This is a genomic window from Pectinatus haikarae (genome assembly GCF_050916305.1).
GTDB lineage: Bacteria > Bacillota > Negativicutes > Selenomonadales > Selenomonadaceae > Pectinatus > Pectinatus haikarae.
Genome location: NZ_CP116940.1, coordinates 461,906 through 474,744 on the forward strand (window position 1 = coordinate 461,906; position 12,839 = coordinate 474,744).

General features: G+C 39.1%; 10 protein-coding genes and 1 pseudogene. 6 read left to right on the forward strand and 5 right to left on the reverse strand.

The window, feature by feature from the left end; genetic code table 11:
- Positions 1-97: 97 nt before the first annotated feature.
- The 6 genes from NXG61_RS02325 (at position 98) to NXG61_RS02350 (ending at position 7,011) form a co-directional block, all read left to right on the forward strand.
- Positions 98-1,255: a sodium ion-translocating decarboxylase subunit beta gene (locus tag NXG61_RS02325; protein WP_196604399.1), complete on the forward strand. Its 1,158-nt coding sequence runs from the start codon at positions 98-100 to the stop codon at positions 1,253-1,255.
- 12 nt (positions 1,256-1,267) lie between these two features.
- A complete protein-coding gene (locus NXG61_RS02330; RefSeq protein WP_269140332.1) occupies positions 1,268-1,402 on the forward strand; it encodes a hypothetical protein in 135 nt (44 codons plus the stop codon).
- Between the two features lie 58 nt (positions 1,403-1,460).
- Complete coding sequence (locus NXG61_RS02335) at positions 1,461-2,837, forward strand: SLC13 family permease (RefSeq protein ID WP_196604398.1); 1,377 nt, start codon at positions 1,461-1,463, stop codon at positions 2,835-2,837.
- Between the two features lie 74 nt (positions 2,838-2,911).
- Positions 2,912-3,454, forward strand: coding sequence for a hypothetical protein (locus tag NXG61_RS02340; RefSeq protein WP_307223703.1), 543 nt, complete (start codon positions 2,912-2,914; stop codon positions 3,452-3,454).
- A 257-nt stretch (positions 3,455-3,711) separates the two neighbouring features.
- Entirely contained in the window at positions 3,712-4,767 is a 1,056-nt protein-coding gene (locus NXG61_RS02345) for an ATP-binding protein (RefSeq protein ID WP_307223701.1), read from the forward strand.
- Positions 4,768-4,770: 3 nt separating this feature from the next.
- A complete protein-coding gene (locus NXG61_RS02350; protein ID WP_307223698.1) occupies positions 4,771-7,011 on the forward strand; it encodes a S8 family peptidase in 2,241 nt (746 codons plus the stop codon).
- Positions 7,012-7,173: 162 nt separating this feature from the next.
- On the opposite strand, the pseudogene NXG61_RS02355 reads toward NXG61_RS02350, so the two are convergent.
- From NXG61_RS02355 to ilvD, 5 genes and pseudogenes are all read right to left on the reverse strand, one after another.
- Positions 7,174-8,390 (reverse strand): annotated as a pseudogene (locus tag NXG61_RS02355) (IS256 family transposase).
- A 183-nt stretch (positions 8,391-8,573) separates the two neighbouring features.
- Positions 8,574-9,284, reverse strand: coding sequence for a phosphatase (locus NXG61_RS02360; protein ID WP_307223696.1), 711 nt, complete (start codon positions 9,282-9,284; stop codon positions 8,574-8,576).
- An 18-nt stretch (positions 9,285-9,302) separates the two neighbouring features.
- On the reverse strand, positions 9,303-9,968 hold the full coding sequence (locus tag NXG61_RS02365; RefSeq protein ID WP_307223694.1) for a 4'-phosphopantetheinyl transferase family protein: 666 nt from the start codon (positions 9,966-9,968) through the stop codon (positions 9,303-9,305).
- Positions 9,961-10,794 (reverse strand): Mrp/NBP35 family ATP-binding protein, encoded by an 834-nt coding sequence (locus NXG61_RS02370; protein ID WP_307223691.1) that lies wholly within the window; start codon positions 10,792-10,794, stop codon positions 9,961-9,963. Before NXG61_RS02370 ends, NXG61_RS02365 begins: the two co-directional genes overlap by 8 nt.
- 368 nt (positions 10,795-11,162) lie before the next feature.
- On the reverse strand, positions 11,163-12,815 hold the full coding sequence (ilvD, locus tag NXG61_RS02375) for a dihydroxy-acid dehydratase (protein ID WP_307223689.1): 1,653 nt from the start codon (positions 12,813-12,815) through the stop codon (positions 11,163-11,165).
- Between the last annotated feature and the right edge of the window lie 24 nt (positions 12,816-12,839).

Genomic DNA, 12,839 nt, shown 5'->3' on the forward strand with positions numbered 1-12,839 from the left:
TGTGTTTTCTAGCAGAAACATTGTACCATTGAAAGGTTCGGTGCCTCAATTTTCATTTAAGTTAACAAAACGAGAGAAAATATGAGGAGGAATAATAATGGAATCTTTATTCTTGCAATATCCATGGCTGGATGAACTTTTAATGGGATTTATCGGATTGAGCTGGAAAAATATTGTTATGTGGGGAATAAGTGCTGTCCTTATTTATCTTGCCGTGAAAAAGGACTATGAGCCTGCACTTTTGCTGCCGATAGGGTTTGGCGCATTATTAGCAAATATTCCTCATTCTTCAGCTATTTCCCAGGTTGTCGGGGAAGAAGGTTTTTTATGGGTCTTATACAAAGCGGGCATTTCCAATGAATTGTTTCCCGTGTTGATTTTTATTGCTATAGGCGCTATGTGTGATTTTACACCTCTTATTCGCCGCCCTTCTGTCATGCTGTTTGCAGCGGCAGCTCAGTTCGGTATTTTTGCCACAGCTGTTTTTGCGACAATGCTGGGATTTTCTTTTGAGCAGGCAGCATCTATAGGTATCATCGGTGCTGCCGATGGCCCCACAACAATTTATGTGGCAAGCAGATTTGCCCAGGACCTGCTTGGACCTCTGTCCGTGGCGGCTTACTCCTATATGTCACTGGTACCTGTAATACAACCGCCGGTGATCAAGGCTATCACCACTAAAGCCGAACGCAGAATAAAAATGGGTTATGAAAATGAAGAACCTGTTTCAAAAACGACGTTATTTCTGTTTCCTGTGATGGTCGTCATTATTTCCGGTATAGTCGCACCGATTTCTGTGGCCCTTATAGGCAGTCTGATGTTTGGAAACTTATTGAGAGTATGCGGCGTAGTGGACAATCTTTCAAATTGTGCGCAAAATGAACTGGCAAACTTAGTGACCCTTCTGCTTGGCATTACAATAGGCGGTACAATGTCTGCCGAATCTTTCCTGACATCTCAGGTTGCAATGATCATGCTTTTGGGCGCCATTGCCTTTGTATTTGATACAGCAGGCGGTGTTCTTTTCGCCAAGATCCTGAATTTATTCAGCAAGAAAAAAATAAATCCAATGATAGGTGCATGCGGCATATCGGCTTTTCCCATGTCCGGCAGAGTAATAGCCAAGATGGCCCTGAAAGAAGATCCGTCGAATTTTATAATTCAGCATGCTATAGGTGTAAATGTGGCCGGCCAAGTGGCTTCGGTAGTAGCAGGAGGCCTGGTGCTGGCGCTCATTCCGGCACTCGCCAAATAAGGAGGAAATAAAATGGACGCAACAGTAATGAAAGCTCTCACGATGATGTTGATCGCTCTGCCGACAATGTTCTTTGTCATAGCGGTTTTTATAGCCGCCACAAAACTGCTGCACAAAACATTCCCCGGCTCACAAGAGGATGAATAGACTGGCAATACAAAAATCATATCTGTATTAAAAAATAATAATGCAAGGAGGGAGTCATATGTTTGAAATGTCTGCTGCAGCTGTTGCTTCGCTGGTTGGTGTTGTTGTTGTAGTCGGAATATCCATGTACAATGAAGATATAAATGTCGGCATTATAGCAATTGCCTTTGCAATCGGAGTAGGTGCATTATTTGCAAACTTATCGGCGGTGGATATCATGCGGGCATGGCCGATAGACCTGTTTATGGTTTTGACAGGAGTTACTTTTCTTTTTGGTATAGCGACGACAAACGGAACAATGGAAAAATTGACGGCAAATGCTATCAGACTGGCGAAGGGAAACACTGCATTAATTCCCTTTATAATTTTTATGCTGATCACAATAATAACCACTATCGGTCCCGGTAACATAGCTACAGTAACACTTATGGCACCGGTGGTCATGGCTATCGCCAGCCGTATAGGCATGAGCGCCTTTCTGATGACACTGCTTGTTGTCGGTGCGGCAAACGGCGCGGCCTTTTCACCTATTTCACCGACGGGAATCATTGCCAATTCTTTAGTAGCAAAAATGGTGCCGCAGTTGGAAGCTCTGGGGCAGCATGTGGGGGATCTGAATATTTTAGCCTGGAGAATTCATTTGAATTCTGAAATTGCACAGCTTGCCGGCAATATAGGCGGTTTTTTACTGCTGGGAGGCTGGTCTTGGATAAAAAATCAACGTCATTCCACTTTGAGTATCGATGATATTGCGCCGAAGCCGGAACCCCTGAATAAAAATCAATGGCTGACAATAGCCTGTATAGGCATACTGGTACTGCTCGTTATTCTGCCAAGTCTTTCTATTACGAAAGATTTTTTCCCGCACGAAATCATGAATCTTATCGGTACGGGAAAAACGGCGAATGTCGGAGCTATAGCCTTCTTATTATCAAGTGTTTTACTTATTGCCAATGCTGGCGACAGTAAGGCAGCCGTTGAGTCAATACCATGGACTGTCATCATCATGGTCGGCGGTATGGGCGTTTTGATAGATGTTATGGACAAAGCAGGCGGGCTTAATGCCCTTGTTGGATTGATTGCCTCAATATCAAATCCTGTAAGCGTCAACGGAATATTGGCTCTGGTAACAGGTGTAATCTCTGCTTATTCAAGCTCATCAGGTGTTGTCATGCCTATGTTCCTGCCGTTGGTGCCGGGATTGATCGATCAGCTTGGCGGCGGCAACGCTTTATCAATGATTTCATCTATCAATGTTGGTTCACACATGGTGGATACATCGCCGCTGTCCCTGTTTGGCGCTATCTGTATTGCGTGCGCCGATGACAAAGAGGACAAAGGAAAATTATTTCGCCGCTTGCTTATATGGGGATTTTCAATGTCAGTTGTTGGCGCGATACTCTGCTATATATTTTTTGGACTGCTCGGTTTATGAACTGTCAGTGGCAAAACAACGCATCATCTACAGGATTCAGTTTTGAATGATTTGCTTTGCGGAGGTGAAACATTATGGAAAAAATAAGCACAGAAACTATTGTAATGAAAAAAAATATGCTGATCATGTTTGCAAGTATAATTTTTTTCACTTTCCTCTTGGCTTTGGATATTATCAAATTCTGGAAGCTGCACATATTTAGTACGACCGGTATTGCCGTAGATATAGGATTTCTTGTTGTCCTATTTAGTCGGATACAGGCAAAATATACCTGCTGTCTTAGTGAAAAACTGTTGATTTTTCAGTGTACTGGTTTATTGGGAAAAAAGAGTTGCAGTATCCCCCTGGCTTCCATCATGGGAGTTTATCATTATCAGCCTGAGCTGGTGGGAATTATGCGTTTCAGACACAGCAGCAGATTTCATTCGGCGCTCGACGGCAGGGATGTCTGGACCGCTGCCTATGTGCAAATAAATAAAAAAGGGAAGGAGGAAAACTGCCGCATATTTTTTAAACCCGATGCGTCATTTCTCAAAGAACTGAACCGGCTTCTTCCCGGAAAAGTAACTATGGATAATAAAAAAGTGATTCTTGCCGATATGAGAAAAGCGAATTAATTATACGGCAGAATTCACCGTCCGCAGTTTAAGGCTTCGCATTACGCGAGGCCTTTTTTATTTGCCATACGCAGTATTAGCGATGAAGACGATTTTTTCTGGGTCGGTATTAGAAAGTATCTATTGTTCTTCTTTTTTTCTTCAATATGAATACAGAATGTTACAAAAATATTATCAATAAAAGCAGTCCCAAAAATATAGACTTTTGTCCCAAAATAATTTATAATCAAGATGAGAACTATAGGAGGTATTATGCTATGAAAAAGCAAAATGTTTTGAACTTAATTAAATATCATGTTGAGAAAAACGAAATTGCTTTTAGAAATGAAGCAATTGAAATAGCTAAAAGTTTTGATAGTGTCGGAGATTATGAATTAGCGGAATATATTATGGGCTTGATTACTGAATCTAATTTATATGCTCCACAAGCTAGTGATTTTGAGAGTGATTTTTTAAAGACACTTGATATAAGCACTATTGTATCATTAAATTTACCTTCTGAGATAACTGAAGATATTAAAGGAATAATTAATGCTGTTCACCATAACATAGGAATTAATAAATTTTTGTTTGAAGGTTTTCCTGGAAGTGGTAAAACGGAAGCTGTAAAGCACGTAGCCAGACTACTTGATAGAGCCTTATACTATGTGAATTTTGATAACCTAATTGATAGTAAACTTGGACAAACAAACAAGAATATTACCACTGTGTTTAGTGAGATTAATAAGATTCCTTATCCGGAAAAAACGGTAATTTTATTTGACGAAATAGATATTATCGCGTTAGATCGAATAAATAACAATGATGTTCGTGAGATGGGACGTGTAACCTCAACTATTTTAAGAGAATTAGATAGATTAACAGATTTAAATAAAGAAATTGTGATTATAGCAACAACAAATTTATATCAGAATTTTGATAAAGCATTAACCAGACGTTTTGATGCAGTGATTAATTTCAATAGATATAGCAAACAGGACTTAATAGATATTGCTGAATTTATTTTTTCTTCTTTTGTAAAAAATTTCAAAAATGTTTCGAAGGATGTAAGGTTGTTTAAAAAGATATTAAACCTTTCGGATGATTTACCCTATCCTGGTGAACTAAAAAACATTATAAAAACATCTTTGGCATTTAGTGATATAAATAATAGTTTTGATTATTTAAAGAGATTATACAGCAGCTTGATTGGAAACCTTGAGAAGACTACGGTTAAACAGTTACACAAACAGGGTTTTACAGTGAGAGAAATAGAAAAGTTAACTGGGGAGTCAAAAAGTACAGTAGCACGAAAGTTAAATGAAGGAGAATAATTCATGGCGAATAATGTGTTGGAATTGAGGGGAAAAAGATTTGTTCAAGCTGCTAGAAATGTTACTGGTGGCGGCGCTAGTATGAATAGTAAAAAAATAGTTACCACTAAAGAGATTTTAAGATTGCAAAATAAAATAGAACAAATTCGAAATTTTTGGTTACAAGAGTCCAGACCATTTACTGGTGTATTAATTAGTGTTCATTACAATAAAATTGTAGCTAAAAGCAATCGAATTAAAGGCTTGTTAAAAGGAAAAAAATCTGATTTAGCGGTCGTCGGAGCAAAATTTAATGATACTAAAACTAAGCATATAATAACTTACTATGTCAGCGATAACGATTTAGAAAAAAGCATTAAATCTCTTCAAAATGTAATTGGTATCTTAAATAATAATTTTAATGGACAATTGAATAAAACTGTGTTTGATGACTATAAAAAAATGAATAGTCTTTCTTTTAACAATACAATTATGAGTAAATCTATTTTTAAGCAAATTATAGCAGATATCTCCTATATTGAAGATTTTGAAATAGAATTAGCCTCACAACAGAGCCAAGAAAGTATTATTACACTTTATGATACTAAAATAGAAACAAAAGCGTTACTAAAAAAATTAGGCATAGATATTCTGTCCGGTAGAATTATAGACGCCCAGACTATATTTTTAAACGAAAGTGAATTAGAACTTTTATTTGAAAAAGCACCATATCTTGTTTCGATGGCAACAACTGACTTATCAGAATTGTCACCATCAGATTTTAATCATGTAGAGTCTCAAAGTAGAATGTTTATTCCTGATCCTACAATCGAACCAACTATAGGAGTTATAGATACTTTATTTGATAGTCACGTTTATTTTAATAAGTGGGTTGATTATCACGAGATGATTAATCGGAATTATCTAAGAGATTCCAATGATTCTAGACATGGTACAGCTGTGTCGTCGATTATTGTAGACGGTCCTCGTTTAAATCCTTGGCTCGAAGATAATTGTGGACGGTTTAAAGTACGTCACTTTGGAGTTGCAGCTGGAAAGAATTTTTCTTCATTTACAATTATAAAAAGAATAAAAGAAATTGTTAAGTCAAATAGAGATATAAAGGTGTGGAATATTTCTCTAGGTAGTAATCAAGAAATTAACGATAATTTTATATCAGCCGAAGCTGCAGTACTGGATCAGATACAGTATCAATATGATGTGATTTTCGTTATTGCTGGAACAAATAAACCAAATGAAAAAATTAATAGAATAGGTTCTCCAGCAGACTCAATAAACAGTATGGTAGTTAATTCTGTCACTAAAGATGGTCTTTCGACAAGATATGCCAGAAGAGGTATTGCTCTGTCATTTTTTGCTAAACCAGATGTAAGTTACTATGGTGGAAGTAAAGAACGGTATATTAGAGTTTGCGAGCCTTTGGGAGAAGCGAATGTTGCAGGAACATCTTTTGCAGCTCCTTGGATTTCAAGAAAGTTATCTTATCTTATTGACATATTAGGATTAAATAGAGAAATTGCTAAAGCGCTAATAATTGATGCGGCAAAAGGCTGGAATGATAAACCAACCCCAGAAGAAATTTCTTTGTATGGTCACGGAACAGTTCCCATCAAAATAGAAGACATTATCAAATCGGGTGATGAGGAAATTAAATTTTTAGTGACTGATATCAGTGAAAAATGGAATACATATAATTATAGTTTTCCAATACCTCTTCAAGATGATAAGTACCCTTATATTGCAAGAGCAACTATGTGTTATTTTCCTGTATGTAATCGAACTCAAGGTGTAGATTATACAAATACGGAGTTAAATATTCATTTTGGAAGAATAAAAAATGACGGAAAAATAAATGATATTAAAGGTGACAAGCAAAACCAAGAGGATGATTTGAGTACAGAAAAATATTATCTTTTAGAAGGAGAAGCTCGATTGAATTTTCGAAAATGGGATAATGTTAAATATGTTGCTGAAAAGCTCAAAAATAGAATGATACCTAAAAAGGCATATAAAATGAGCAAAAATTGGGGCATGGAGATCAAAACAAATAACAGATTGGATTCCAAGGATGGCTCTGGACTACGTTTTGGAGTGGTTGTAACAATAAAAGAGATAAACGGTGTCAATAGGATTGATGAGTTTGTTAAAAATTGTTATTTAAATGGTTGGATTGTTAACGAATTAGATATTCAGGTTAAGCAAGATATAAATAAAAAGTTAAATGAAGATATCGATTTTCAATAAATGTAGTTACTTTAAAGAAATTAAGTGAAACTCATCAACTGTTGTGATTTTGTTGAAATATCAATTTTTTGAGAGCTTTTCAAGTTTTGTGTAAACACTAAAAGCTAATATAAAATTAATAGTAATATAATTTAAGGGTATTGCTTGTAAAAGTGATGCCCTTTAAACATCTCTTTCTAAAAGGCGTTCTTCAAAATAGATATCTAGCTGTGCCCTTATTTGACTCCAGTCTTGTCGCCGTCCAGTCCATTTTTTAGTAATGTCCATCATTGCTAAATACAACATTTTTAGGAGGCTGTCGTCTGAAGGGAAAATGGTCCTGGATTTAGTGACTTTTCTAAGCTGCCTGTTAAAGCCCTCTATGGTATTTGTAGTATAAATGAGTCGCCTAACGGCGAGTGGATATTTAAAATATGTTGCTAAAACAGCCCATTTTTCATGCCAGGATTTATAAATTTTAGGATATTTACTATCCATGTTTCTTTAAAATGATCAAGCTCAGCTAATGCTGTTTCTTCTGTTGGAGCAGCATATACCAGTTTTAAGTCTGCCATCAGGGCTTTTATGTCTTTGTAAGATACATATTTTGTTGAACTGCGTATTTGATGAATTATACATTGCTGTATTTCTGTTTGAGGGTACACTGCTTCAATAGCTTGTGGGAAGCCACTGAGACCGTCAACACAAGCTATTAGAATATCTTCTGCCCCACGGTTTTTCAACCCGTTCATTATGGACAGCCAGTATTTTGCACTTTCATTTTCGCCAACATACATGCCTAAAACATCTTTATGCCCGTCCATATCTATGCCAAGAGCAATATAAACAGCTCGTTTTACAATATGCCCATCACAACGAACATGGTAATGAATGGCATCCATAAAAACAACGGCATATACCTCTGCTAATGGCCTTTCCTGCCATTCTTTAACTAAGGGCATTATCTTGTCTGTTATACGACTGATAGTGCTGTCAGATATTTCCAGGCCATATAAATTTTGCATATGCGATTCTATATCACTGGTAGTCATTCCTTTGGCATACATAGAAATAATTTTTTCTTCCATATCCTGAGTGACAGTGTTCTGATATTTCTTTACAATCTGTGGTTCATATTCGCCATTACGATCTTGTGGAACAGCAAGATTCATATCTCCATAACTCGTATGCATTGTTTTATTGGAATGTCCATTTCTGGAATTGTCAGTTTCTTTATTTTTATAGTCATATTTACTGTAGCCAAGAGATTCATCCAATTCACCATCAAGAGCACCTTCCAATAAAACAGACATCATATCCCTCATGACATTTTTAACATCTGTACCATCACGAACATTGGTATTAGTATCCTTTAAATAATTTTTCATCATTTCCCGCATTGCTGCTTTTTGGGTACTTTCATTTTTCCTGCTCATAAATAAAACCTCCAAACTGATTTTATATTACATCAGCTTGAAGGTTTACACAATCTATGAAGAAGTCCCAATTTTTTCTAAATCAAATCATCCTCATTTTACGAATTTCTCCCAAAAGCACAAACTATTTTACACTACCCCCAGAAATTAATCTGAAAATATATGCTTTACTTTATCGACTGAAGTATTAACGACCAGTTCTTCAGGAAAATCGGCCTGTTCCAAGATATCATATATGTACTTGTGATTTCCCACATCTGCATCGATATGAGCATCACTGTCCAGTATGACGGACACTCTGCACTTTTTACACCAAGCCAGCATCAGCAACGCATTTTCTCTTGATTTTATTCGTCCGCTCTGAGGAGCATAGGAGCTGTTATTAAGTTCCAGTAAAACATTATATTGTCTGGCAGCTTTTACTACTGCCTCAAAATCAACAGGATAAGCGCCGTTGTCAGGATGGCCGATTATTTTTATATAGGGGTTTTCCATCGCCTTGATAAGTGCGGTGGTATTTTCTCGCTCACTGCCGGGTGCTATACATTGATCATGCAGGCTTGCTATTGCATAGTCAAGCTTTTTTAATGTATTTTCAGGCATATCAAGGACACCGTTATAATCCATTATATTTACCTCGGCACCCATCATTAACTCAATATTCCCGGGATGACGATCAATAACTTTAAAATTGTGAAAATACATGTCATGGCACGTACCCGGCAACGCAGGTGCGTGTTCTGTTACACCTATCAGATGAAGTTTCCCGCTCTTTCCCGCTGCTATCATTTCGGACAGAGTACTGTAGGCATGACCGCTGACAATGGTATGCATATGCATATCCAGAATATCCTTCATATATATCGCCTCGTATTATTATTTGGCAAAATCGACCCACTGGATTGATCCCGCAGAATAAGCGGCTTTACTGCATACAGCTGCAAAGTAACCGTTGATATCATATTCTGTAAAAGTATATGGCAAAGCGTTCCCGTTTGCGCGGGCAGCAACAGTCTGTTCTGATATATCAATAGAAAAAGAAGAAAGTTCCCTTGCCAGGCTGCTGCCGAGCATTTTTACACAGCTTTCCTTAAATGTCCACAGGCGGAAAAATTCTCTTGATTGTTGGCTCTGTGGTAAGGAAAAGATATAAGCCTGTTCCTCCTGATGAAAAAATCTTTTGATTATATGCGCATTATAACGGACATTTTTTTGAATATCGGCACCGACTTCTTCACTGCCGGCTGCACAAAAAACATAATGGCCGGAGTGAGATAAACTAAAATATATATTATAATCAGACAAAAAAGGCTTGCCATATTCATTATGCCAAAATTTCACCATTCTTCCATTGATTCCGTACTTTTGCAAAGCATGATTCAGCAGAAGACCTGCCCCGACAGACAGGCGGCGGTTCTGGACTGCGGCAGCAGCGGCAGACTTTCTTCTTTCTGCAGACAAACGGAGAAGGCTCGCAGCAAACAATCTTTCATTTTCCAAGCAGCGTATATCCGCCGCATAAACATCGATCGATTCAGGCATTTTGCTCAATATAAGCAGCCAAAAGATTAAGATAATCATTGCTGAATGATTCTATACCATCTTTATCGCATTCGGCGGAAAGTTTTGGATCAAGCGGTATCTGAGCCATTTCCCTGATATTGTAAAAACCAGCCAGTGAAGCTATATTGCTTTCACCGAAAATACTGTGTTTCTCTTTGCAGCTAGGACACTGAAAATAAGCCATATTTTCGACTATTCCCAATACCGGCTTATTCATCATCGCTGCCATTTTTACAGCTTTTTCCACAATCATGGACACCAGATCCTGAGGCGAAGTAACGACAACAAGACCATTGACAGGCAAAGATTGGAATACTGTCAACGGCACATCACCTGTACCCGGAGGCATATCCACAAACATATAATCAAGATCGCCCCATTCCACTTCATTCCAGAACTGTTTTACAACACCGCTTATAACAGGTCCGCGCCAAACAACAGGGTCGGTGTCATTTTCCAGCAGAAGATTCACTGACATAAGCCTTATCCCCGTTTTTGTGATAACGGGCAGAATACTGCCTTCTGCATTGCAGTCAGCCTTATCTGTAATACCAAAGGTTTTTGGAATAGAAGGCCCGGTTATGTCAGCATCAAGCACACCGACGTTGAATCCCCTTCTTTTCATTATGACTGCCAGCATAGAGGTAACGAGTGTTTTGCCAACGCCGCCCTTACCGCTGACAACGCCTATTACTTTCTTTATATGAGAATTGGCGTTCCCTTTTTCTATAGCAATTTGCGGTGCGCGCTGACCGCAGTCCGAGCTGGAGCAGCTGCCGCATGCATGTGAACATTCTTCACTCATGATATTTCATCCTTTCAAATGCGTATATTATATTTCTATATGAGAGATAATGAATAGTAACCGTTAAATAAAAGGAAATTGAATCAATTGTCTTTTATCGCCTTCATTATATCATAATATGTTGCAATATGCATTGGACTTATATATGCCTGCAGTCTGAGTACAAACAATAAATAATCCTCTTTTATCTGATGACTAACCCGCTCTGATACTCCCGCTTCTGCAAGCGGTGAGTATCAGAGCGGGTTACCCTGAATAGTATTCTCCATTTATATCATCAATCAGCTATATAAAAACCCGGGGAAACTCACAATGAGATTTTCCCCGGGTTTTTATTACATTGTATAAGATAAAATGATATTTATATATCAAGCAAGAACGGCACCTGTACTTGCTGAAGTCGTAAGTTTGGCATAGCGTGACAAATAACCTGTTTTTACTTTTGGCTCTGGTTTTGTCCATGCGGCCTTGCGCTTGTCCATTTCAGCATCATCAATGAGCAGCTCTAATTTACGTCCGGGGATATCAATGCTGATCGTGTCACCATCTTTGACCATGGCTATAGTCCCTCCAGCCATGGCTTCCGGTGATACATGCCCTATACATGCGCCGCGTGTAGCCCCGGAAAATCTGCCGTCGGTGATCAGAGCAACCTTCAGCCCCATACCGGTGATAACAGCTGTAGGATTAAGCATTTCACGCATTCCCGGACCACCTTTCGGTCCTTCGTAACGGATGACTACAACATCGCCGTTTTTAATCTTTTTACCGATTATAGCTGCTATGGCGTCCTCTTCCGAATTGAATACTCTTGCTGTTCCTTTATAATGAAGCATATCCTCGGTAACCGCACTTTCCTTGACAACTGCATAGTCCGGTGCCAGATTTCCCTTTAAAATAGCAATACCGCCCGTTTTACGATAAGGAGCATCCACTGTTTTTATGACATCCTGCCGCTTTATGCAAGCATTTTTAATCCTGCTGCCGATAGTGCCGTCAACAGTCAAAGCATCGAGATGAAGAATATTCTTTTTGGCCAATTCATTCATTACGGCGCATATTCCGCCGGCTTCGTTAAGATCCTGCATATGATGCGTGCCGCCCGGGCTCAGCTTCGTTATATATGGCGTATGTGCGCTTATTTCATCAAAGAGCGGTGCCGGCAGCGTAATACCGGCTTCATGTGCGATGGCGGTAATATGCAGCACAGTATTTGATGAACCGCCTATCCCCATATCTACGGTTATGGCATTTTCAAAAGCTTTTTTTGTCATTATATCGCGCGGTTTGATATCTTTTTTCACCAAATCAAGAATGATTTCTCCCGCTCTTTTTGCCAAAAGACGGCGCTGTCCGAAATATGCGGCGGGAACCGTGCCGTTTCCCGGAAGACCCATACCAAGAACCTCTGTCAGGCAATTCATCGTATTTGCTGTAAAAAGACCGGAACAGGAACCGCAGCCGGGACAGGCATCAGCCTCCAGAGAAGCCATTTCGGCAGCATCCATTTTACCCGCGGCAAATTTACCGGCAGCTTCAAAGGTAGTACTGACACTGACGTCCTGCCCATTGTGGCGTCCTGCGAGCATAGGTCCTCCGCTTACGACAACACAGGGGATATTCAGTCTGGCTGCCGCCATCAGCATTCCCGGAACTACTTTATCACAGTTGGGGATCATCACAAGTCCGTCGAAAGCATGTCCGGATGCCACAGCCTCGATGGAATCAGCGATCAATTCACGGCTGGCAAGCGAAAATTTCATTCCCTGGTGTCCCATTGCTATACCGTCACAAACAGCAATTGCAGGAAACTCCACAGGCATACCGCCGGCCGCCGCAACTCCCAGCTTTGCCGCTTCGGCAATAGTGCGCAAATGAATATGTCCGGGAACGATTTCATTGAATGAATTGACGATGCCGATCATCGGTTTCTTTAAATCCTCCGGACCATACCCCATAGCGTAGAATAATGCTCTGTGTGCTGCACGTTCAGGTCCTTTTTTTGCTAAATCACTTCTCATAAACTTAACTCTCCTTTACAATTC

Excerpts from the sequence above, each read along its gene's own strand:
- NXG61_RS02365 (WP_307223694.1), bottom strand. The coding sequence starts at position 9,968 with ATGCCTGAATCGATCGATGTTTATGCGGCGGATATACGCTGCTTGGAA.
- NXG61_RS02340 (WP_307223703.1), top strand. The coding sequence starts at position 2,912 with ATGGAAAAAATAAGCACAGAAACTATTGTAATGAAAAAAAATATGCTG.
- NXG61_RS02350 (WP_307223698.1), top strand. The coding sequence starts at position 4,771 with ATGGCGAATAATGTGTTGGAATTGAGGGGAAAAAGATTTGTTCAAGCT.
- NXG61_RS02330 (WP_269140332.1), top strand. The coding sequence starts at position 1,268 with ATGGACGCAACAGTAATGAAAGCTCTCACGATGATGTTGATCGCTCTG.
- NXG61_RS02335 (WP_196604398.1), top strand. The coding sequence starts at position 1,461 with ATGTTTGAAATGTCTGCTGCAGCTGTTGCTTCGCTGGTTGGTGTTGTT.
- NXG61_RS02325 (WP_196604399.1), top strand. The coding sequence starts at position 98 with ATGGAATCTTTATTCTTGCAATATCCATGGCTGGATGAACTTTTAATG.
- NXG61_RS02345 (WP_307223701.1), top strand. The coding sequence starts at position 3,712 with ATGAAAAAGCAAAATGTTTTGAACTTAATTAAATATCATGTTGAGAAA.
- NXG61_RS02370 (WP_307223691.1), bottom strand. The coding sequence starts at position 10,794 with ATGAGTGAAGAATGTTCACATGCATGCGGCAGCTGCTCCAGCTCGGAC.
- NXG61_RS02360 (WP_307223696.1), bottom strand. The coding sequence starts at position 9,284 with ATGAAGGATATTCTGGATATGCATATGCATACCATTGTCAGCGGTCAT.
- ilvD (WP_307223689.1), bottom strand. The coding sequence starts at position 12,815 with ATGAGAAGTGATTTAGCAAAAAAAGGACCTGAACGTGCAGCACACAGA.